This window comes from Methylophaga sp. UBA3603 (assembly GCF_002375335.1).
GTDB lineage: Bacteria > Pseudomonadota > Gammaproteobacteria > Nitrosococcales > Methylophagaceae > Methylophaga.
In genome coordinates, this window is record NZ_DFMC01000006.1 from 177,415 (window position 1) to 200,708 (window position 23,294).

The 23,294-nt window shown below is 44.8% G+C and carries 19 protein-coding genes and 1 tRNA gene; 11 read left to right on the plus strand and 9 right to left on the minus strand.

From position 1 onward, the window contains the following. Positions 1-418: 418 nt before the first annotated feature. Positions 419-509 (minus strand) — tRNA-Ser (locus B4F66_RS03275). Positions 510-663: 154 nt separating this feature from the next. On the opposite strand from B4F66_RS03275, the gene B4F66_RS03280 reads away from it, so the two are divergent. The 5 genes from B4F66_RS03280 to B4F66_RS03300 all read left to right on the plus strand — a co-directional run bounded on the left by B4F66_RS03280 (position 664) and on the right by B4F66_RS03300 (position 3,914). Beyond that, positions 664-1,335: a Bax inhibitor-1/YccA family protein gene (locus B4F66_RS03280; protein WP_292356904.1), complete on the plus strand. Its 672-nt coding sequence runs from the start codon at positions 664-666 to the stop codon at positions 1,333-1,335. A 69-nt stretch (positions 1,336-1,404) separates the two neighbouring features. Beyond that, positions 1,405-1,617: a YgaP-like transmembrane domain gene (locus tag B4F66_RS03285; RefSeq protein ID WP_292356902.1), complete on the plus strand. Its 213-nt coding sequence runs from the start codon at positions 1,405-1,407 to the stop codon at positions 1,615-1,617. A gap of 15 nt (positions 1,618-1,632) precedes the next feature. Further along, positions 1,633-2,640 carry a GTP 3',8-cyclase MoaA gene (gene moaA / locus B4F66_RS03290; RefSeq protein WP_292356900.1) on the plus strand — a complete coding sequence of 336 codons (1,008 nt, stop codon included), beginning with the start codon at positions 1,633-1,635 and terminating at the stop codon, positions 2,638-2,640. Further along, a complete protein-coding gene (locus B4F66_RS03295) occupies positions 2,633-3,463 on the plus strand; it encodes a formate dehydrogenase accessory sulfurtransferase FdhD (RefSeq protein WP_292356898.1) in 831 nt (276 codons plus the stop codon). Before moaA ends, B4F66_RS03295 begins: the two co-directional genes overlap by 8 nt. Before the next feature lies 1 nt (position 3,464). Next, positions 3,465-3,914 (plus strand): GNAT family N-acetyltransferase, encoded by a 450-nt coding sequence (locus B4F66_RS03300; RefSeq protein ID WP_292356896.1) that lies wholly within the window; start codon positions 3,465-3,467, stop codon positions 3,912-3,914. A gap of 17 nt (positions 3,915-3,931) precedes the next feature. On the opposite strand, the gene B4F66_RS03305 is transcribed toward B4F66_RS03300, so the two are convergent. The 4 genes from B4F66_RS03305 to exaC form a co-directional block, all read right to left on the minus strand. Further along, positions 3,932-4,348: a MazG nucleotide pyrophosphohydrolase domain-containing protein gene (locus tag B4F66_RS03305; RefSeq protein WP_292356894.1), complete on the minus strand. Its 417-nt coding sequence runs from the start codon at positions 4,346-4,348 to the stop codon at positions 3,932-3,934. Next, a complete protein-coding gene (gene hslR / locus B4F66_RS03310) occupies positions 4,348-4,752 on the minus strand; it encodes an Hsp15 family ribosome-associated heat shock protein (protein WP_292356892.1) in 405 nt (134 codons plus the stop codon). The genes B4F66_RS03305 and hslR overlap by 1 nt, the downstream gene beginning before the upstream one ends. Then, on the minus strand, positions 4,752-6,713 hold the full coding sequence (gene acs / locus B4F66_RS03315) for an acetate--CoA ligase (RefSeq protein ID WP_292356890.1): 1,962 nt from the start codon (positions 6,711-6,713) through the stop codon (positions 4,752-4,754). Before acs ends, hslR begins: the two co-directional genes overlap by 1 nt. Before the next feature lie 130 nt (positions 6,714-6,843). Further along, the gene (gene exaC, locus B4F66_RS03320) at positions 6,844-8,364 is read right to left on the minus strand and encodes an acetaldehyde dehydrogenase ExaC (protein ID WP_292356888.1); all 1,521 of its coding nucleotides are present in this window, start codon (positions 8,362-8,364) and stop codon (positions 6,844-6,846) included. Positions 8,365-8,631: 267 nt separating this feature from the next. Between exaC and B4F66_RS03325 the strand changes: the two genes are divergently transcribed. The 3 genes from B4F66_RS03325 to B4F66_RS03335 all read left to right on the plus strand — a co-directional run bounded on the left by B4F66_RS03325 (position 8,632) and on the right by B4F66_RS03335 (position 15,627). Next, entirely contained in the window at positions 8,632-9,558 is a 927-nt protein-coding gene (locus B4F66_RS03325; protein WP_292356886.1) for an AraC family transcriptional regulator, read from the plus strand. A gap of 325 nt (positions 9,559-9,883) precedes the next feature. After that, complete coding sequence (locus B4F66_RS03330; protein WP_292356884.1) at positions 9,884-11,575, plus strand: autotransporter assembly complex protein TamA; 1,692 nt, start codon at positions 9,884-9,886, stop codon at positions 11,573-11,575. Then, a complete protein-coding gene (locus B4F66_RS03335) occupies positions 11,572-15,627 on the plus strand; it encodes a translocation/assembly module TamB domain-containing protein (protein ID WP_292356882.1) in 4,056 nt (1,351 codons plus the stop codon). Before B4F66_RS03330 ends, B4F66_RS03335 begins: the two co-directional genes overlap by 4 nt. Before the next feature lie 81 nt (positions 15,628-15,708). Here B4F66_RS03335 and dksA read toward each other — a convergent pair whose 3' ends face one another. Further along, positions 15,709-16,131, minus strand: a complete 423-nt coding sequence (gene dksA, locus B4F66_RS03340; protein WP_292356879.1) for an RNA polymerase-binding protein DksA — start codon at positions 16,129-16,131, stop codon at positions 15,709-15,711. 111 nt (positions 16,132-16,242) lie between these two features. Here dksA and B4F66_RS03345 point away from each other — a divergent pair, with 111 nt between their 5' ends. Further along, positions 16,243-17,010, plus strand: coding sequence for an HAD family hydrolase (locus tag B4F66_RS03345; RefSeq protein ID WP_292356877.1), 768 nt, complete (start codon positions 16,243-16,245; stop codon positions 17,008-17,010). After that, positions 16,994-18,181, plus strand: a complete 1,188-nt coding sequence (locus B4F66_RS03350) for a pyridoxal phosphate-dependent aminotransferase (protein WP_292356875.1) — start codon at positions 16,994-16,996, stop codon at positions 18,179-18,181. Before B4F66_RS03345 ends, B4F66_RS03350 begins: the two co-directional genes overlap by 17 nt. Positions 18,182-18,399: 218 nt before the next feature. On the opposite strand, the gene B4F66_RS03355 is transcribed toward B4F66_RS03350, so the two are convergent. From B4F66_RS03355 to B4F66_RS03365, 3 genes are all read right to left on the minus strand, one after another. After that, entirely contained in the window at positions 18,400-18,825 is a 426-nt protein-coding gene (locus tag B4F66_RS03355; RefSeq protein WP_292356873.1) for a CBS domain-containing protein, read from the minus strand. Positions 18,826-19,010: 185 nt separating this feature from the next. After that, the gene (gene mdoH / locus B4F66_RS03360; RefSeq protein ID WP_292356871.1) at positions 19,011-21,167 is read right to left on the minus strand and encodes a glucans biosynthesis glucosyltransferase MdoH; all 2,157 of its coding nucleotides are present in this window, start codon (positions 21,165-21,167) and stop codon (positions 19,011-19,013) included. Then, on the minus strand, positions 21,164-22,747 hold the full coding sequence (locus B4F66_RS03365) for a glucan biosynthesis protein G (RefSeq protein ID WP_292356869.1): 1,584 nt from the start codon (positions 22,745-22,747) through the stop codon (positions 21,164-21,166). The genes mdoH and B4F66_RS03365 overlap by 4 nt, the downstream gene beginning before the upstream one ends. A gap of 197 nt (positions 22,748-22,944) precedes the next feature. On the opposite strand from B4F66_RS03365, the gene B4F66_RS03370 reads away from it, so the two are divergent. Further along, positions 22,945-23,148 carry a (2Fe-2S)-binding protein gene (locus B4F66_RS03370; protein ID WP_292356867.1) on the plus strand — a complete coding sequence of 68 codons (204 nt, stop codon included), beginning with the start codon at positions 22,945-22,947 and terminating at the stop codon, positions 23,146-23,148. The last annotated feature ends 146 nt before the right edge of the window (positions 23,149-23,294 follow it).

The following is a 23,294-nucleotide window of genomic DNA, read 5'->3' on the forward strand; positions in this document are numbered from 1 at the left end:
CTTAAGTAAAAGTAGCTCTCCACCGTGTTCATCGCGCTGAGCTGAGACCTGCCATACCTTGTTCACTGCCGTGCGGATTAATCTGCTAGAGATCTCGTTGCTGATGTTAGCTAGCAATGCGCTGACCGTCTGTGCGTCAACGTACATCGCTATTACTTTATCTCGGCATTTGGCTATTAAGGGAACGTTTTGAGTGCTTGGCACATATCTAAATACATGGGCCGCTGTAAGCAGTTTCTAACAAAGTGGTAGGAATGACATTGTTTAGAACAACGAGATGGCGGAGACAGAATTTGGAGGTGTCAGTATAAAAGGGTTGCATAGACACGCCTGCAACAATTTCTAAATACAGAACAGCTAAAATCGCAATTACCAAGCCTTAGATACAAAAAAACGGACCGAAGTCCGTTAGTTTGTTTGGCGGAGGGACAGGGATTCGAACCCTGGGTAGGCTATAAACCCACGCCGGTTTTCAAGACCGGTGCATTCAACCGCTCTGCCATCCCTCCAAGACGCGGCATATTACTAGGAATGACTTGTTCTGACAACAGTGAAAGCAAAATTTATATAGCTATTGCCATTTAGAACTTATCCGGTAGGATGATGTCCATTGGATGAACTACCTATCATCAATACTTTACTGAGTAATGGAGAAATAAACTGATGAATTACGATACTCAATCAACAGTTGTGCGTTCGCGCGAATCTGCGCTGCAAACCAACAAGTTATTGCGTAACACCTATGTATTGCTGGCGATGACGCTTGGCTTCAGTGCGCTTACCGCTGGGGTGTCAATGGTGTTTAACCTGCCGCATCCAGGCATTATTATTACCTTGATCGGCTACTTCGGTCTGTTGTTCCTGACAGCTAAACTGCGCAACAGCGTTTGGGGTATTGCCTCTGTATTTGCGCTGACCGGTTTTATGGGCCTGACACTGGGACCAATCGTTAACGCTTACCTGGGATTACCCAATGGTCCGCAGATTGTTATGCAGGCTCTGGGCGCAACCGGGATTGTCTTTTTAGGCTTATCTGCTTACGCGATTAAATCTGAAAAAGACTTCAGCTTTATGGGTGGCTTCCTGTTTGTCGGTATCCTGGTAGCTTTCCTGGCGGGACTGGCAGCATTCTTCTTTAACATGCCTGGTCTGTCGCTGGCGGTTTCTGCAATGTTCGTGCTGTTGATGTCTGGTCTGATTCTTTATGAAACCAGCAACATCATTCACGGTGGCGAAACAAACTACATCATGGCGACTGTGACCTTGTATGTCAGTATCTACAACCTGTTTACCAGCCTGTTGCATTTAATCGGTGCCTTCTCTGGCAACGATTGATTCAGCAATCAATAAGATTGATTCATTCAAGCCCCTGCAAAGGGGCTTGTTTGTATCTGGAGCAATGCAATGAAAAAGAATCTCGGCAATATTGATAGAACGTTACGTATCATAATCGGTCTGTTTATAATAGCGATTGCATTGTATTACCAAAGTTGGTGGGCCTTGCTGGGATTGGGACTACTGATTAACGGATTAAGCGGTCGCTGTGGTGGCTATGCCTTGTTTGGCTTTTCCACTGCAAAAAATTCTTGTGACATTTCTCATAAAGAGCGTAGCTAGCGCATAATAGACACTATGACGGATAACCAAACACAATTAATCGATAACTTCGGACGGCGCGTGTCGTATGTACGGATATCGATCACTGATCGTTGTGATTTCCGTTGCGTGTATTGCATGGATGAAGAAATGACTTTCATGCCGCGCGAACAGTTGCTGACGCTGGAAGAGATTGCCTTTCTGGTAAAAGCTTTTTGTGAACTCGGGGTGGAAAAAGTCCGCATCACCGGTGGCGAACCTTTAGTACGTCGCAACGTCGATTGGTTAATAGAGCAAATTGGCGCGTTAAAGCACACCACATCGCTTAAAGAGCTGAACTTAACCACCAACGGCTCCCAGTTACCCAAGTACGCTGAAAAGCTCGCTGCAGCCGGTATGGATCGCATTAACATCAGTCTGGACTCATTGAATGCCGAACGTTTCCGTGAATTAACCCGTACTGGCGAATTAACTCAGGTACTGGACGGGATTGATGCTGCCAAACAAGCGGGCTTTAAACGCATCAAATTGAATGCGGTCATCATGAAAGGCCGTAACGATGATGAGATTGTCGATCTGGCTCAGTTTGCTATCGATAATGATCTGGATATTTCCTATATCGAAGAAATGCCATTGGGTCAGGTAACGCACAGTCGTAATGAAAGCTATTGCAGTAGTGATGAAGTGCTGGCCACATTACAAAAGCATTTTGATTTGCAAAGCAGTATTGCTAATACCGGTGGACCATCGCGTTATTATCAGGTTGCTGGCAGCAACAGCAAAATAGGCTTTATATCGCCTCACAGTCATAATTTCTGTGAAAGCTGTAATCGGGTCAGGGTGACTACGGAAGGTCGTTTACTATTATGTCTGGGGCAGGAACATTCGATGGACTTGCGCGATATTATTCGCCGCCATCCTGGTGATCTCGATAAACTCAAACAGGCCATTATCCAGTCGATGGATATCAAGCCAAAAGGCCATGACTTTAATATCAAAGAACAGCCGATTATCTTCCGTCATATGAGTGTCACCGGTGGCTAAATATCAGCCTGAAATGACCAATCAGGGCATTAACCGCCTGCATACCACTACCGTTTTAGATGAATTTGGCGAAGCCCGTGAAGTGTCATTAACCGGCGAACGGCCACTGACGATTTATCTGGATAATCGCGAGATTGTTACTTTGATGACGCTTGGTGGTCAGCCAGAGCTACTGACACTTGGTTATTTGCGCAATCAGGGATTGGTTGATGAACTCAGCCATATCAAATCCATTCAGGTGGATTGGGACGTTGATGCTGTTGCGGTGACGACCCATCAGCAGAAAAATAATCTTGATTCGCTTATGTCCCGACGAATTGCGACCAGTGGTTGCGGGCAGGGCACTATGTTTGGTCATGTCATGGATTCGTTATCTGAACTGAAACTGCAATGTCCCCAGTTCAGTGCCCAGTCTATTTATGACGTGTTGCATGCCCTGAACGAATACAACGAAATGTATAAACAGGCTGGTGCAGTACATGGTTGTGCGCTTTGCCAGGGAAATGATGTATTGAGCTTTGTTGAGGATGTTGGCCGGCATAATGCTGTCGATGCGATTTCCGGCTGGATGTGGCTCAACGATGTCAAAGGTAATGACAAGGTGTTCTATACCACCGGGCGTCTCACATCTGAGATGGTGATTAAGGTCGCACAGATGCAGGTACCTTTATTATTATCGCGCAGTGGTGTGACAGAAATGGGTCTGAGCATTGCACAGGATATTGGTATTGGCATGGTCGCTCGCGCCAAAGGTAAACATTTTCTGGTGTATACCGGCCAGGATCAGTTTCAAACCGCACAGTCATTAAGCTCTGCCGGATAATATGGAAATACTGACTGCTGTACCTTCTGATATCCCTGAGTTGTGCCGGTTACTCGACACCTTGTTTAGTCAGGAAACCGAATTTAAACCAGACGCAGAGATGCAAGCTTTAGGATTGGGAGCGATTATTGAAGGCGACGGTATCGGTGATATTCTGGTCGCAAAAGATGCCGGGCAGATTGTAGGCATGGTGAATTTGTTGTACACCATTTCGACAGCGCTGGGTAGCCGGGTGGCGATTCTGGAAGATATGGTGGTTGCACCACAAAATCGTGGCCTTGGCGTTGGGTCAGCGTTATTGAAATATGCGATTGATTTTGCCAGAGAGAAAGGCTGTAAACGCATTACCTTGTTGACCGATAACGATAATGAAGCTGCCCATCGTTTTTATGAACAACACGGTTTTATCGAATCATCCATGTTGGCATTTAGATTGTCTTTAGATGTTTAAAATCAATATATTATGAATTAATCTTCATTCTTTTTATCAGATAATTTTGCCTTATCCCATAAAGCGTCAAGCTCATCTAATGAAGCCGTTTGTAATGATTTTCCCTGTTGGATTATCTGCGTTTCAATAAATTGAAAACGGCGGAGAAATTTCTGATTACATTGCTCTATAGCTTGTTCAGGATCGACATCCAAATGCCTGGCAAGATTGGTAATAGCAAATAATAAATCGCCAATTTCTTCCTGTAGTTTCTTTGGATCGGCATCATCCAGTTCAGCAGCAACCTCATCCAGTTCTTCATGAATCTTGGCAATCACGCCATCAATATGCGGCCAGTCAAAGCCAACAGTGGCAGCCGTTTTTTGCAATTCAACAGCATAACGTAATGCGGGAAGCTGTTTGTCAGCAGCATTAAGCAGTGAAGTCTTATCCATTAGTCGCCCCGGGTGAATTTAATAATATGGCGACGATCCCGTTTACTGGGGCGGCCTTTTTGATCACGGAAACCTAACGGCTCATTTTTGATTTGTTCACGTAACAGTTCACGTTTATCCCGACTTTCAGCTGTTTCCTGATAAAGCAATTGGGCTTCACTGGCCGGTCGACGTTGTTTTTGCAGGCCTAAGACATCAATGACGTATTCATACGGTGGTTGCGAAATGGTTAATTGATCGCCTGGACGGATGGTTCGGCTGGGTTTAGCTCGGTGGCCATTTGCATGAACTTTACCGCCATTAATAGCCTCAACGGCCAGGCTACGGGTTTTGTAAAACCGCGCAGCCCAAAGCCATTTGTCCAGCCGTTGATTTTCCTGACTTTCGGTTTCGGCTTTCGCCATCAAGCCTTACCTTGCAATTGTAATAAGATACCTTCGTTTTCCAATGTTGATGTGTCCTGGGTGATTTCTTCGCCCTTGGCAATCGTACGGAGTAAACGACGCATAATTTTACCGCTGCGGGTTTTAGGCAGATTGTCTGAATAACGAATTTCATCCGGCTTGGCGATAGGTCCGATTTGTTCGGCTACCCAGGCACGTAATTCATTGGTTATTGCTTCGTCTTCTCCACCTTCAGGTCGTTCACCTTTTAACACGACATAGGCAAATACGGATTCACCTTTAACATCATGCGGTTTACCGACGACGGCAGCCTCAGCAACCGCCTCATGCGCTACTAAAGCTGATTCAATTTCCATGGTGCCAAGTCGGTGACCTGAAACATTTAACACATCATCAATCCGCCCCATGATCCAGAAGTAACCTTCTTCATCCTGACGAGCGCTGTCACCGGCAAGATAATATTTACCATCGAAATAGGGCCAGTAGGTGTCTTTATAACGTTGGTCATCGCCCCAGATAGTCTGGATCATGGAAGGCCATGGTTTACGGATCACCAGGAAACCACCTTGATTTGGACCAAGCGCTTCACCTTGTTCATTGACCACTGCTGCATCAATGCCGGGCAGTGCACGAGTACATGAACCCGGTTTTGTGACAGTAACGGATGGAACTGGGGCAATCATATGAGCACCGGTTTCGGTTTGCCACCAGGTATCCACGATTGGGCAACGTTCCTGACCAATAACGCGGTGATACCACATCCATGCTTCCGGATTGATCGGTTCGCCAACGGTACCTAATAACCGTAAATGGGAAAGATCATAACGCTGTGGAATTTCATCACCCGCTTTCATCAAAGCGCGAATCGCTGTTGGGGCAGTATAGAAAATAGTGACATGGTGACGGGCGCAAACATCCCAGAAACGTCCAGCATCCGGAACGGTAGGTACACCCTCATAAATGATCATTGTGGCACCCACGGCCAGCGGTCCGTAAGCAACATAGGTATGGCCGGTGATCCAGCCAACATCTGCAGTACACCAGAAGACGTCTTTTTCCTGAATATCAAACACCCAACGCATGGTGGTAATGGCATTCAGCAAGTAACCAGCTGACGAGTGTTGAATCCCTTTTGGTTTACCGGTTGAGCCTGAGGTATAAAGTAAAAATAATGGATCCGCGGCATTCATCGGTTCGGGTTCACATTCTGCTGTTTGATCCTGTTCAGCATCATGCCACCAGATATCACGACCCTCCTGCATCGAGATATCATTCTTGCAACGTTGAAAAACAATGACTGTTTCAACACTTTCGCAGCCTTTGCTTAATGCCTGATCTGCTGTGTTTTTCAGCGGGATGATTTTGCCACCGCGATGCCCGCCGTCAGCGGTAATCACCAGTTTTGCCTGGGTATCTTCAATACGGTCTTTTAATGCTTCAGCGGAGAAACCACCAAATACCACTGAATGAATGGCGCCAATTCGGGCACAAGCCTGCATGGCGACAACTGCTTCAGTGATCATCGGCATATAAATAATGACCCGATCGCCTTTTTTAATGCCTTGTTTTTTCAGCGCGTTGGCAAATACGCAGACTTTCTCATGCAGCATGCGATAAGTGATGTGTTGTACATCACCGGGTTCACCTTCAAAGATGATGGCGGTTTTTTCAGCGTTATCTTTTAGCTGTCTATCAAGACAGTTATAGGAAACATTCAATTGACCATCGGCAAACCATTTATAAAAAGGAGCGTTGCTGTCATCCAGCGTTTTAGTAAAGGGTTTGATCCAGTCGAGTTCCTGTTTCGCCAAATCACCCCAGAAAGACTCATGATCCTCAGCTGCTTTGGCATAAAGCGCATCAAGCTTTTTAGGGTTTAAAGCGGAGTCTTTGTAAAAACTTTCGCACGGTGGAAAGTGCCGGTTTTCATGAAGAGTTGATTCAATATTATTCTGAGCCATAAATACCTTACCTTATTATTCTCTCTTTTTGAGTATAGTACGCTGTCAACGTTAAATGTAGTGAACATCCAATAAAAAACTCTCCCGAAAGCACTGCTTAGGGGAGAGTTAGTTTGATTACTGGTGAGCTTTAGAAGAAACCGAGAGGGCTAGTGCTGTAACTGACCAACAGGTTTTTAGTTTGTTGGTAATGTTCCAGAGCAATTTTATGAGTTTCGCGACCCACACCTGATTTCTTGTAACCACCAAACGCAGCATGAGCTGGATAATGATGGTAGCAGTTGGTCCATACACGACCGGCCTGAATGGCACGTCCCATACGGTAAGCCAGGTTCATATCACGGGTCCATAAACCAGCACCCAGACCAAATTCGGTGTCGTTGGCAATTTCCAGTGCTTCAGCTTCATCTTTAAAGGTGGTCACTGAGACCACAGGGCCAAAGATTTCTTCCTGGAAAATACGCATTTTGTTAGTGCCTTTCATCAACGTTGGTTCGATATAGAAACCTTTATTGAATTCATCACCAAGTTGGGCGATACCACCACCCATTAATAATTGAGCACCTTCCTGTTTACCAATTTCAACATAGCTGAGGATTTTATCGAACTGTTCCTGCGATGCCTGGGCGCCTACCTGAGTTTCAGTATCCAGTGGATTACCACGTTTGATCATTTTGGCGCGTTCCATGACCACAGCAATGAATTCGTCGTAGATGCTTTCCTGAATAACCGCACGGGAAGGGCAGGTACAGACTTCACCCTGGTTGAAGAACGCCAGCACCAGACCTTCAGCGCATTTATTAATGTAATCCTGCTCTTGCTGCATGATGTCTTCAAAGAAAACGTTTGGTGATTTACCACCCAGTTCAACTGTTGAAGGAATAATGTTTTCAGCAGCGTATTTCATGATCAATGAGCCAACTGGCGTTGAACCTGTGAATGCGATTTTGGCGATACGTTTGCTGGTACCGAGTGCCTGACCTGCTTCACGACCAAACCCATTGACGATATTTAACGTTCCGGCTGGCAGTAAATCGGCGATTAATTCTGCAAGAATCAAAATAGAGACAGGTGTTTGTTCCGCGGGTTTCATGACTACGCAGTTACCGGCTGCCAGTGCTGGAGCCAGTTTCCAAGCTGCCATTAACAGTGGGAAGTTCCACGGAATAATTTGACCGACAACACCGAGAGGTTCATGGAAATGATAGGCCACTGTGTTTTCATCAATCTCACCCATGGTGCCTTCCTGAGCACGCAGACAACCAGCAAAATAGCGGAAGTGGTCAGCCGCTAAAGGAATATCGGCATTCAGGGTTTCACGAACCGCTTTACCGTTATCCCAGGTTTCGGCCACAGCCAGTTTTTCAAGGTTTGCTTCAATACGATCAGCAATTTTCAACAGGATATTGCTGCGATCTTGAACTGAGGTTTTACCCCACGCTTCGCGTGCTTTATGGGCCGCATCTAGCGCTAATTCAATGTCTGCTTCACCCGAGCGAGGTATTTCACAAATAACTTCGCCGGTGACGGGAGTAATATTATTAAAGTATTCGCCTTTAACAGGGGCTACCCATTCGCCGCCGATAAAATTTTCATAGCGTGATTTAAATGAAATCACCGACTCTGGTGTACCTGGTTTTGCGTAAATCATAATTCTCTCTCTCTTGTTGTTTTGATATTTGCAAATGTTCAGCATAAGACCTGTAGTGGATAAACTACTTGACTCATATTCCCAATTACTTGACTGTCAGTCCACAAGTGACAAAAAAATTACCACAATGTTCAATAAGCTTGCTATTTTTATTTATGAAAAATTCCCAAAAGAGTTCGGCATCAATTTCATCGCTATACTTTCCAATCACTTGACTAATCCTAAACATCAGACACACAATCCAACATTATTCATGAAGGTCAAACTATGAGCCTGAATACATTCCCAACAAGTGGTCGGCACGAAAATCGTCAGTTGCTTATAGAAAATAAAGTAACGTTTAACGGACCGGAGACCGAGCTGAGCATTTACGATACTTATCGGAGCTCAACGGGCGTAGCGCTTAATGCTGATCACTTATTGTATTGCGGGATGGTGAGTGGTCGTAAAGTCATGCATGATCACTACAATGCTTCAGGTGAATTGTTTGTTCCCCACGAATCTTACGTTATGCCGCCTGGTGAGCATGTTGAGATTGATTTTCCTGATGCCAATGAGCAGCAACCGACCACTTGTCTTACTATCGAGATTTCCCGTGAACGCATTGAAGCGATTTCCAGCCGAATGCGTGATTTAGTCAAAACGGATGTGCCGGAATATAACTGGGAATATCAACCACGTATCATTCATAAACATCACACCCAGGATACGCAGCATTTACTGGAAAAAATGGTGTCTTTTTATATCCGAAATGATCCGGATAAAGAAATGATGGTTGATCTTGGTGTTTCAGAGCTGGTGATCAGATTGCTTCGCGAGCAGGGACGTGAAGTATTACTGAGTTATTGTAAACAAGCTCCCGATACCAGCGGGATCACGGCTGTACTGCATACCCTTGAACAAAACCTCACTCAGCCACTTGATATTGATCAACTCTGCCGTCAGGCCTGCATGAGTCGAAGTCGTTTGTATGTAGAGTTCAAGAAACAACTGGGATGTACGCCAGGTGAGTTTCATCAGCAGGTACGATTGAAATCAGCCGCTGATGCGATACGAGGTGGTCAAAGTATCACTGAGGCTTGTTATAACTACGGTTTTAATGATCTGAGTCACTTCAGTCGACGCTTCAGTCATTTTTTTGGTTGTTCGCCGAGTGCTTTTCGAAAAGAAAATCTGCCAGACCCAACTGATTAGGGATTGTTGATCTTTCATATCCACCTCTGCGGGGGCAAAAATAGTCCCAGCCCCTTACATGGATGTATTTCACAAAAGGCGCTCCTCGTGCCTTGATTGACGCTTATTCAGCTCACAACTGAGGCAGAGATAAAAGATCAGCAAGTCCTAATAACCTGAGTTAAGAACGCTGTCGCGTTGAAAGTGTCATAATAAATGTCAGTAATTAGATGCATTCATTTCTACACTCTTCGTAAATCATGACAGAGACTCTATGCCGTTATGCCCGAAACTTTTCTATAGCAGAATCATCCTTGTGTTTTTTGTGTGTTTATTTCAATCCTTTATGGTTTGGGCTGACACCGAAAAAAATATCGAGATCGAGCTTGAGGGTATAGAAAAGGACTGGAGTGAAACCTTGATAAATGGTTTAAGTATTTATCGGCAAAAAAACAGCCCAAGATTGGATTCCCGCAGTGTTCAACGCTTACATGAACAGGCTGTTGATGAATTGAAGCACATGCTTACCGTTTATGGTTATTATTCACCCGAAATTACAGCCGAGTTAACTGAAACTGATGAAAATAATTGGTTAGCCAAATATAAAATTGACCTGGGTCAGCCAATTATCATTCACCAAATTGATGCCGCTGTGGAGGGAGATGCCAAGAATGATCCAGCATTTACCAAAATGCTCAACAAACTGCCGCTGAAGGTTGGGGACCATTTTGATCATCAAAGTTATGAAAATACCAAAAAAGCTTTTTTGAGACTTGCAGCTGAGCATGGTTACTTTGACGGTGCGTTTACCTGTAGCGAAGTCCGTGTCGATATAGAAGCCGAATCCGCCGATATTTGTCTGAAATATGACTCAAAGCAACGCTATCGATTCGGTGACATTGAATTTCCCGATACCGTTGTCAATGCAGATCTACTTGAGGCTATGTCACCCATTGACCCCGGTGAACCTTTCGATGCCAATAAATTACTCACACTTCGAAATAATTTACAAAACAGCGGTTACTTCGCCACTGTCTCAGCTCAGGCGATGACATCAGCTCGGGAAAATGCAGAAGTGCCGATAGACGTTTCGCTGAATGAAAATCTCAAGCATCGCTATAGTGCAGGTATCGGATATGGTACAGATACAGGCGCCAGAATGAGTCTGGGCTGGCAGAACCGGTACGTGAATGATCGTGGACACAGACTCTCGGTTGAAAGTCGTCTATCGCAGATTGCCACTCAGGTCGGTGCGGATTACAAGATGCCATTCTGGAGTGAAAATATTGATACGGTAGGTTTTAATACGGCATATAAACAAGAAGATACCGATACCAGTGAAAGTCGCTCAGTTGCTGTTGGGAGTTATTACAACCGAATGCGTTGGGGCTGGGAAGAAACAGGTAGCATCAAGTTTTTAAATGAAAGTTTTGATGTGTCTGACGAATCTGCTTCCACATCATTACTGATTCCCGGTATTGCGTATGCAAGAACCTGGGCAGATAACACACTTTATACCCGACAGGGTGGACGGGTCAGTTTGGAACTAAGTGGTGCGGCTGAAGGTATTTTATCTGACATCAGTTTTAGTCAGATAGTCATCCGTGGTAAATATATCCAGGGTTTTGGTGAGTCAAACCGAATTATCACTCGCGCGACAGTTGGTGCAACAGAAGTCAGTGACTTTTCAAAATTACCCAGCTCTCTGCGTTTCTTTGCCGGTGGTGATAACAGTATTCGTGGTTTTGATTATGAATCATTGGGACCGGAGAATGATCTGGAGGAAGTCATTGGGGGCCGTTATCTGGCGGTAGGGAGTGTCGAATATGAACATATGTTTGTTAAAAACTGGGGTGCGGCAATATTTACTGATTTTGGTAACGCATTCAATAGTTGGTCTGACCCAATAGAGTATAGTGTGGGGGTGGGCATTCGCTGGCGTTCACCGGTTGGCTTGATTCGGGTTGATATAGCCAATGGAATTTCAGATGAAGACAAGCCTTTCGGTTTGCATATCGTGATAGGGCCTGATTTGTGATAAAACGCGCATTATGGATAATCGCAATTGTATTGTTACTGGTTGTTCCAGCAGCAATGTATTGGTTATTGATGACAAAGTCAGGTTTTAACACCGCACTCAATTTTACTCAGCAATCTCTTCCAGCACTGTCAATTGATGAAGCAAGTGGCCGACTTTATGACGGCATTTATCTGCAAGGTGTTTCGTATGAACCTGAAGAGGGCGATGCATTTTATATAAAAAGTATTGATGCACGCTGGCAGTTATGGTCGCTACTTTCCACCCGTTTGATTATTAATCAGTTGCATATCGACCAGCTGCAAATTAAGCAGAAAGATGGGCTGGATAAAGACGTTACCGTGGATGAAGACTTTACTGTGCCGGATATCAGCCTTCCATTGGCAATTCATTTGCGTTCTTTGCGAATAACGCATGCAGAAATGGTCAGTCCTCAAGGTGATATAACACCATTGTTCGATCGTTTTGATACGTCATTACGGGTGAACTACGATCGGCTAATCATTTCTTCATTGCGACTGAATCGGGATGTTCTGGCTTTTACACTGCTTGGCGACGTCAACCTGAGCTCGCCACATGCTACCAATTTGAACTATGGCGCCCGTCTTAATGATCCAGAATTGGGGCTTATTTCTGCTACCGGGACGATTACCGGTGATTTGCAGCAAATGACGTTACGCCAGCAGCTAGGCGAACCTTTCGCTTCCGAGCAAACCTTGATGGTGCGTAATATTCTTGATGATTTGGATTGGCGATTTACGGCTGAGAGTGGAACGCTGCCATTATCACGGATCCTGAAGAATGAAATTGGTGATCTGACAGCATTAAATCTGAATGCCCAAGGTACATTAGATAGTGCCAAGGCAGAACTCGACTTTCAGTTGCAGGAATCTGAGACATTAAATCCACCGGTTGCAGCCAGTTTAAGTGTCAATTCCAATGATTTACAAAGTTGGCGAGTGGATTTAATGAGCGCCATCAGTCAGAACAGTTTTGCCGAATTGCATGGAAACATCTTCATTACAGAAGATCCCACGGAAAGTGTTTTTTCCATTGATGGTAGCTGGTCAGAATTACAATGGCCCTGGCAGACAGATGCTGAACTGCTGGTTGGTCAGGCTTCAGGTGAATTTTCCGTTGATGGCACTTTGCAGGACTATCGTTTGATTCTCAGCAGTTCTTTGCAGGCCATTGAGCAGGAATGGAATATAACTTCTTACCTGCGTGGGGATATGCAAAAGGCCTCGATTAATTCTCTTGAAATCAAGTCAGCGTTAGGTCAACTAGACGTCAGTGGCGATGTGAGCTGGCAGCCGAAGTTAACCTATCAACTGGATGGCGAATGGAAAAATCTGCAGCTTCCTGCCAGTTTAACCGGCGTGCCGGTAGAAAGTTATACCGGGCAATTTAAGCTGGATGGAGAGAAACAGCTTTTCAATTTAATAGTCGATTCAGATTTCATTGTGAATGAGATTCCCCTCATTCTTAATTTGGTGGCGAATAGTCCGGAAGCAGGCATAACCGATGTACGGGTCGATACCAAAATAGCTGATGGCGGGGCAGGATTCAGTGGTCGCATTAATTGGAAAGAAAAGCTTGCAGTTGATGGCAAACTGACATTGAGACAGATCGATCCTGCTGCCTTAGTTGCAGAGTGGCCCGGGCTGATTAGTGGTCAGGCGCAGGTAACGTTTCAGGATAAAGGTGAAAACGAGTTTCATGCCAGTGTGCAGGAATTACATTTAAATGGTGTGTTACGTGATCGTAATTTCTCACTGGACAGTAACCTGCAAGCGGTAAATACCGATATTGATATCGAAAATCTGCAGTTAAATCTCGGGGATTCGCAATTGTCATTAAACGGCAAAGTAGAAAAACAACTGGACCTGAGTTGGAGTTTGTCATCCCCGAATCTGCAGGATTTTCATCCCGAATTATTTGGCACTCTGAGTGGAGAAGGGCAACTTTACGGTGAGCTGGCCAAATTAAAATTAAATGCCAATCTGGAAGGTTCAGCTATCCGTTGGGCAGATGAGCTGACTGTAGGGTCGATTTCAGCAGATGCCCAGGTGGATCTGACGGATAATCAGCAAAGTAAACTGAACATTCAATCCACCGCAATTACGATTGCACAGCAGAATATCGACTCCATTGATTTGAGCCTGAATGGCAAGCGTGACCAGCATCAATTGGCGCTGGAGATACAATCTGAAATCGGGACATTATCCAGTCTGTTGCAAGGCAGCCTGGATGAAGATGACCAATGGTCTGGACAGTTGCAGTCAATGACCGTTACCAATGATATAGCTGGCAACTGGCAGTTACGTGAGCCGGGTGCGATTCAATTATCAGCCGATAAACAGATTATTTCCCAACACTGCTGGCAATCTTCTGAGCAGGCACAGCTTTGTTTACAGGGTGAAAATACCGCAGAAGGTGCACAAACATTAATTGAAATAAATCAATTGTCGGTGGCGACTTTCAAGCCTTTGATAGAGGACTACGCTACATTATCAGGTGAAATTTCCGGTAAAGTCCAATTAGCAATGCAAACCGAGGGAGATATTACCGGGACGGGTAATTTATCGCTGCATGATGGCATCTTAAAACTGCAGTCTGAAGGGATAAGCCAGCAGCAACCGATTGCATTTAATGCGGTTGATCTTCGCTATCAGCTGACAGCAGAAGAAAGTATGGTTGCCATCACTATTGAGCCGGACATTGCTGGGGTAGAGCCTATTGAAGCCAGATTGCAAACCGCACCAATCAAAACGGTAATGGCGGCACCCATGGATACGCCAGTCACTTTGCAATTGCAGAACTCTATCGAAGACCTTGCCTCATTAAATCTGGAAACGCTGGCCTTTGATGAACTTGCAGGCAAACTGGAACTTAATGTTGATATGGAGGGCACTTTCAATCAGCCTGAATTAACGACTGCTATCAGTTTGCGTGATGGCCAGATATTTCTGGTCGATATGGGGATTACCCTGACCGAAATTAATGCCGACATCAATGGTGATCCCTTATCCGGCTTGAAAATATTATTACAGGCTCAGTCAGCAGAAGGTCAGTTGGAAGTGGCCGGTGACTTCACAATGACCGATTCTGATTGGTTGCTGGATGCGACGATTAAGGGGGACAAGTTAGAATTAATGAACTTGCCTGAGGCCTATGTGATTGCCTCCCCGGATTTAACGCTGAGAATTACTCCTGAAACAGCCAAAATCGGCGGTAAAGTAACAATACCTACTGCTGATCTTGCACCCATGGATTTTAATACCACTGTTTCAGCCAGCCCGGATGTTGTCGTGGTTGGGCAGGATACGACAGACGAGAAAATGCGTTTAGCAACTGATGTTGATGTAACGGTTGAACTGGGTGAAAACGTCTTGATTCGTGCCCTGGGTTTTAATGGTCGTCTCGCAGGTGATTTACGCATTTATGGCGAAGCCGGAGAGCTGTTATTAGGCGATGGCGAAATTGCTGTCCATGATGGTACTTATGCTGCCTATGGTCGCGAATTAAAAATCAATAACGGCAAGGTACGGTTTGCTGGAACGGCCATTGATAATCCTGATCTGGATATTAAAGCCGTTCGCACAGGCACAGATTATGAAGCTGGGATTCATATCACCGGGCCAGCGAATAATCCACAAGCCACATTATTTTCAAACCCAACTATGAGCCAGGAAGATGTACTGTCGTATATTGTGCTGGGACGACCATTAGGGCAGGCTAGTGCTGCTGATGCAGCGATGCTGGCCTCAGCGGCCACTAATCTGGGGATTGCCAATGGCAATGCGGTCAGTGAAAAAATTGCCAGCACATTTGGGCTGGATACTGTTGAGTTCACTGGAGAAAGTCCGGATAACGCCGCCGTGCAAATCGGCAAATATCTGTCGCCTAAACTTTATTTAGGCTATGGCATTGGTATTTTTGAGCCGGTTAGCACCGTTCAATTACGTTATACATTAAGTAAAATCTGGACCTTGCAAGCCGAGTCCGGCACACAGAGTGGCGTGGATCTACTGTATATCTACGAACGCTAAAAAAAGCCCTGTGATGATGACCATCACAGGGCTTTCAGGACCTACCTTTTCGTCACGTATGAGGTGAGTCTTCAGATAAAATCAGGCACGGTTCTTTTCGCGGATTTCATCCAGTGTTTTGCAATCAATACAAAGTGTCGCTGTTGGACGAGCTTCCAAACGACGAATGCCGATATCTACGCCACATGATTCACAGAAGCCGTAATCACCTTTCTCAAGGTCGATCAATGATTCTTCAATCTTTTTGATCAGTTTACGTTCACGATCTCTGGTACGCAGTTCAAGTGTGAATTCTTCTTCCTGAGTGGCACGATCATTAGGGTCAGGGAAGTTTGCTGCTTCATCCTGCATATGGTGAACAGTACGATCAACTTCTTCCATCAGTTGTGAGCGCCATTTTTCGAGAATACCCCGAAAATGTTTTACCATATCCTTGCTCATATATTCTTCATCATCACCCGGTTGATACGGAGTGAATTTGACATCATTTTGTGTCGGGTCCATGTTGGCAAACCTCATACTTTCTAAAAATCAAGGGCGCATCTATACCAGATGCTTCCGGCATGTGCAAAATAATTAGATTATTTTACCCCATTTTCAAGACTAAAGAGACTAATGAATCATTTAAAAGCCGTTATATTCGACGTGGATGGAACCCTCGCTGAAACCGAGCGGGATGGGCACCGTCAGGCGTTCAATCGCGCATTTGCCGAAGCGGGCCTGGACTGGCATTGGGATGAACAGCTTTACGGACAATTATTAGCTGTAACCGGTGGCAAAGAGCGTATTCAATATTACCTGGAAAACTTCCATTTACAATGTGGTTTTGCTGGTGATCATAGTGAAATAATTGCCAGCCTGCATGCTGATAAAACACGACATTATGCTCAGATAATGGAAGCAAAGACGATCGAGTTACGCCCTGGTATCAAAAGATTAATTGGCGAATTAAGGGAGCAAGAAATTCGCCTGGCGATCGCCACAACCACTACTGCAGAAAATGTCACAGCATTAATCAACGCCACGTTGGGCGAGGCTGCCCTCAGTTGGTTTGATTGTATTGCAGCGGGTGATGTCGTGCCTGCCAAAAAACCTGCTCCGGATATTTATCACTACTGCTTACAACAATTGCAACTGGATGCAGGAGACTGTCTTGCCATTGAGGATTCCGCCAATGGCTTGCTGGCATCAACTGGTGCAGGAATAACTACATTGGTAACCCTGAATGCCTATACTGTTGATGATGACTTCACGCAGGCAATTTGTGTTGTAGACCAACTGGGCGAACCGGATGCCCCATGCCAAGTCATCGATGGTTCGCCGATTAATACAAGCTATATAACAGCTCAATCTCTTCAGGATTTACATGCCCAAGCCAATTAACGTTACACAGCGCGCTCAGGAAATTAAACCGTTTCACGTGATGGATATATTATCGCAAGGGAAGATATTGCAGGCGCAGGGCAGGGATATTATCCATCTGGAAATTGGTGAGCCGGATTTTCTGACGCCTCAACCGATTATTAATGCTGCAATTGCTTCATTAAATAAAGGCGATACCTTTTATACCCCCTCATTGGGGTTAATGGCGTTACGGGAGAAAATTGCCGGATGGTATCAGCAGCAATACGGGCTGGATATCTCACCCCGGCGGATTGTGGTTACACCTGGCGCCTCAGGGGCATTGCTTTTAGTGATGGGGGCATTGTTAGAGGCTGGCAAGCATTTATTGATGACCGATCCGGGATATCCCTGTAATCGTCATTTTGCCCGTTTCGTGGAAGCCTCAGCAGTTTCCGTTCCAGTGGGTGCCGATACGGCCTACCAATTATCTCCAGAACATATCGAAAAATACTGGAATCAGGATACCCAAATGGCCCTGGTTGCCACTCCTTCTAACCCTACCGGAACCATTATTGATAAAGACGGCTTAAAAGCCCTCTCAGAGGCTGTTAAGGCTAAACAAGGTCTGTTAGTTGTCGATGAGATTTACCATGGGTTAAATTACGATGGTGTTCATTTACCCTCCATTCTGGAAGTAGACGACGAAGCGATAGTGATTAACAGCTTTTCCAAATTCTTTGGTATGACCGGTTGGCGATTAGGCTGGGTAGTTGTACCTGAAAGTCTTGAACCCGTGATGGATCGTCTGGCTCAGAATCTGTTTTTAGCTGCGCCGACCAATGCTCAGCATGCTGCTCTGGTGGCATTTGATCGAGAAAGTCTGGATATACTTGAACAACGCAGAGAGGTGTTTGAGAAACGTCGGGATGTTCTGTTACCCGCGCTGCAGGAAATTGGATTTTCCATTCCGGTGAAACCTCAGGGTGCGTTTTATTTATATGCTGACTGCAGCAAATTCCTAACCGACACCATTAACAACAGTATGGATTTATCCCGTTATCTTTTACAGGAAGCCGGAGTTGCTATTACCCCGGGAAATGATTTTGGGCAGCATCTGGCCGATCAGCATGTGCGATTTGCTTATACCACCAATGAAACGCGTTTAATGCAGGCTGTTGAACGGATTCATGCCGCTTTGACTAAATTATAGAGCGATGTAACCCTGATGAAACCACTACAAGTTGCTAAAAGTTATGATCAGATAGCTGACGTCTGAAATGACACTCAAATTAATTGATAAAACAGGGGCAGTATGCCGGCATCTGGAAAACGATCAATATCCTGAATTACATCTTTATCTGATAGTGCAGAAAAAGGTTCGACCCAGTTAAATCTGAGTCGAACCTGGTTTATCAGCTGCGGTGAAAGTTAGTGATAATGCCGTGCCGCATTAATCACTTTTTTTGCCATCGCTTCGTCATTGCATTTATCAGCAATGTCACCCAGCGTGATAACACCCACCAACTCTTCGTTGTTCGGGTTGTTAAGCACTAACAGGCGTTGCACCTGTTGATCAGCCATATTGTTTACAACTTCATCAATAGGTTTGTCTTCATAAGTATATAAAACCCGTTCGGTCGCAATGTTTCGTGCTTTCTGATGCGGGTCTTTCGAATCTGCAACTACTCTGAGTGCAATATCCCGGTCAGTGATCACGCCAATCACTCGGTTGTTTTTACTGAGTGGTACAAAGCCTAGATTCTTATCTCGCATAGTTTGGGAAACTTCCTGAATGCTGACATCTGCATCAAGGTAAAAAGGTTGTTTTGTCATCACATCTTTCACGCGCATCATCGAATTTCTCCTTTGATTTTCTCGTTTCAGAAGAGTGGGAATGACAGCCAGTATTTTTGCTGTCTGTAAAATCATATCGAGGTGATAAAAGTTTGTTCAACCCTGGCTAAGATTCAAGTTTAGCAATCTATAGCTGTGCTTTTCCAGCCAGCAAAATTAGCTGGCTGAGCAAGTTTTTCTTAAATTTATACCGCTTGTTTGGTTAAGTTGTTTTCCAGACTTTTTAATTGTTGCAGACAATCTCTTTGACTTAAAAATGCCAGCTCTTCCTGCGGTTCAAGCCATGACTCAAGTTGTTGCATATTGTCGGCATGTCGTACTTTCCATTCCGCTAATATTCTGGGTGGATGAAATACAGGTTTTTGATTTGCATTGTCAGGCAATTGAGCGATATGCCAGTTGCAAAGTTGTGGATTGTTTAGCAACCGAATAAAGGCATGCTGTTTGGGCTGTGGAGAAAGGGCTGAAAGCTGATGCTCCAAATCCACCAGAATGGGAGCGGGATTTTTTTCTTCTGGAGCCCGCAGTATGCCAAGCCATTTAAGCAGTTTGCTGCGTCGGGTTCCACCACTCAGCCATGACAAAGGGATCGACAACATCAACCCACCTGTGATCGGCAGTAGCCAGTAAAACAGTTCTATACTAAGTAACAAAGCAATAATGGCGAGAATGATGCCGAATAATGTATGTCCAGCATGCGCTCGTGCTACAGCAGCCCAACTTAACGCGCCATCATCACGTGACTGAGGCATCCAGCCACTGTCCTTGCCACGGAAAATTCCCACCACCACACCAAACTGATGCACCATTAATATCGGTGCATACAGCGCCGACATAAGCATTTCCACAACGACACTTACTGTTAGCAGAATAGGGCCGCCGAATTTCATGCAACGTGGAATATTTATCAGCGCCGCAAACCAGCCAAACACCTTAGGTGCAATAACAATGGCCATAGATACGATAAAAAGCGTTAAGGCTCGCTCAGAATCAAATACTGGCCAGGTAGGGAACAGTGAAGGATTGGCGAAATATTCCGGACGCACATATCTTGCCTGTACGGCAATGGCCAAACCGACCACAATTAAAGACAGCCAGAAAACAGCACTAAGATATGACATCAATCCGGAAAATATATGTAAACGAGTGGGTAACACAAAACCCTGGGCAAACATAAAAGGGGTATGTTGCAGGTTACCCTGACACCAGCGACGATCCCGGATCATTACGTCAATCAGCGAAGGAGGAGACTCTTCATAGGTCGACTGAATATCGGTATCAAATCGGACCCCCCAGCCTGCACGACGCAGCAGCGCTGCTTCAATAAAATCATGACTTAATACATGGCCACCAAACGGAGGTTTACCGGGCAAAATTGGCAGATGCGATGATTCGGCAAACGCACGGGTTCGGATAATCGCATTGTGGCCCCAAAAGTTGGATGACAGGCCATGCCAGGCAGATAAACCTTCGGCATAAATAGGGCCGAAACAATGGTTGGCAAATTGTTGTAAGCGTCCATAAAGCGTATTGGCCCGGACTATCGTTGGTAAGGTCTGGATTAATCCGACCCCAGGCGAGGCAGCCATTCGACGGGATAGGGTGAGCATGCACTCGGCACTCATCACACTATCAGCATCCAGTACGATCATGGCTTCATAGGCACCGCCCCAGCGTTGTACCCAATCACCTATATTGCCAGCTTTACGTTCAGTATTCTGTTGACGGCGACGGTAGTAAACCGGACAGCCTGATTCGTCTTTGTTAATCAAATCCAAAAAAGCCTGTTCTTCTGCAATCCATGCATCTGCCTTATTGGTATCACTGAGAATAAAAAACGCATATTTTCCTGGCGCCTTGACTAATAAATCCTCACGCATTACTTTGAGCGCCGCCTTGATACGGATGGGGTCTTCGTTGTATATGGGCAGCAGAATGGCCGTTGTATAGTCAGGTTCCTGCTCGGACTGTTTAATAAGTCGAGGCTTTAGATGCAATAAAAAGCCCAGCAGTGCCTGAGCAAATGCAAACGAAACCCAGAGAAAGTTGATACTGAAAAGAATTAAAAATAACCACTGCAGGTTGGTGACAACGTTAGTAGTGCTTAATACCCCGTAAATCTCCGTAATACCGTAATAGGACAATCCAAGCATTACACCGAGTACGAATAACCGCGATATAAGCGTTCGCAAAATATAGAAGAAGGTGCGCTGGCTATGACGCATGGAAAGTCCTTGTTCGTAGACTCCATGTCGGGGCATTTCCAGGGGCGATTCGGCAGGCAGGGCACGTTCATATTGCATGCCTTTTTCGGTATTATCGATCCGTAAATCAACACTCATAAAGAATTATTCCAATCCCTGCTCAACCATCTGTAAAGCCATGTGGGTGCAGCATATTTATCATCTTTATTTAACTGTACCCGAAATTCCGCTACATCGGCATCTTCAGGATCGAAAGTAATAAATACCCTTGCACCCTTGATATGCGGGTTTTCCTGAATCCGGCTTTCAAGAATTTTGCCATTGCTAATACTGGCAACAACATCAATCTGTTCAATATCCTGACTATCGATATTGCTGTAATCAATCACTATTTCTTTACTATCATCAAAGAGCTTGAGACCACTGCTACTGTTCACAATGCGCGGTTTATTAGTGTCTTCTGGAACATCATCAGGCGAGGTTAAGGTATAGGCATATTCAAACGCTTCACCTTTTTTCAAGCCATCGGCTGGTCTCCAATACGCCACAACGTTATCGTTTTCCTCAGAAGCTGATGGAATTTCAACAAGTTCTACCTGACCTTTTCCCCAGTCACCTATAGGTTTGACCCAGGCAGAAGGACGTCTGTGGTAATTAGCTTCCAGATCCTGATAATAATCAAACTCACGGTGGCGTTGAATCAAACCAAATCCTTTGGGGTTCTCATCTATAAACGCACTGATTTGGAGTGTTTGCGGGTTGTTCAATGGACGCCATAAACGCTCACCCTTGCCATTACGCATTTGCAAACCTTCAGAGTCATGTACAGCAGGTCGAAAATCTAATTGATCAGCGCGATCCATTCCGCCATGCATAAACATGGAAGTTAGTGGTGCTAGCCCGACATGCTTAATATCAACACGTGGGAAGAGGATGGCATCGACATCAATTTTACTGGGCGATCCTGGATGAATCCCGAAACGATAGGCACCGGTAACACTTTTACTATCGAGTAAGGCATGCACCACAATGGCATTCTGACTTGAAGAGGGCCTTTCAATCCAGAAACGTTTGAAAAGAGGAAACTCTTCACCTTTGGGTTGTGCGACGTCAATGGCCAGACCGCGAGCAGAAATACCATAGAGCTGTCCTTTGGAAACTACCCGAAAATAACTGGCTCCCTGAAATACAATAAACTCATCCTGATAGTCGTCATTGTTTATTGGATAGTGCAGCCGTAAACCTGCATATTTACCAACTTCTACAAGTTTTTTACCAATTGCCTCATTCGGAACCTTGAAGGATGTTTCAGATAATTCGAGTGGAAAAGCCTTGCCACTTTCGACTACATCAATATCAATCAAATCTTTATACAAAAAGCCAGGTGCGAATAATTGAACCGAAAATTTGGTTGGGGTCTTGCCCCAGATCGCTGCATTTTCCTGAAAATTTATTTGTCGATAAGTTGAATAATCAAGTTTTGCTAATTCGTCGGGCGCGTTTGGCGGAGCTTTAAAGGGCTTTTCGGCAAGTTGGCGGGCTATCTCAACCACTGTGTTACGTGAAAATTCTGTTCCTGCATCGCCATTTTCAACAGATGTTTCTGCCTGCGCTGTTTGGATAAACAGAATGAGAAAAAAAGCCGTAATAAGCCCGGAAAGGGTCTTTGTGTAGAGTGAAGAGTCAGTTTTTTGATGAAGAGATAAATAACTCAACATTGGGCTAAATCCTTATTGCGGGATAAATGAAACGGGATAGAATTCGGGAAGGCTCGGTCGTATATGGTTTAGATCTGGTTAATTCAATATTTCAGATCTAGTAAACAGGCACCATAACTTGAGTTAAGCCTATCTAATATGCTAAACCAAACTGAAAAATTGTTCTGAAAATTATTATTGTCAGGTAGCTAACTTGCATGAGTAACAACAATAACGCCCCAGATAGAGCTGATGAAGTGATCTGTGATTGCAGTGGAACCACTCGTGGGAAGATCATCAGTCTTTTCGAGCAGGGTATCGTCGATACCGATACTATCTCACGAAAAACTGGCGCAATTTCAGGATGTGGTTCCTGTGATTATGATATTGAGAACCTGCTTGATGAGCTTGTTGTTAAATAGCAACAATATTCATAATTGTTGTTAAATACCTATTTTTCATAGCTTTGTAATATTTGTTATTACATCTTCTCACTGATTGTTCCGAAAATTCCTGGTTTAGATGTGAAAAATTCTTGACTGGTTAATAAGAACCATTACCATTCGCC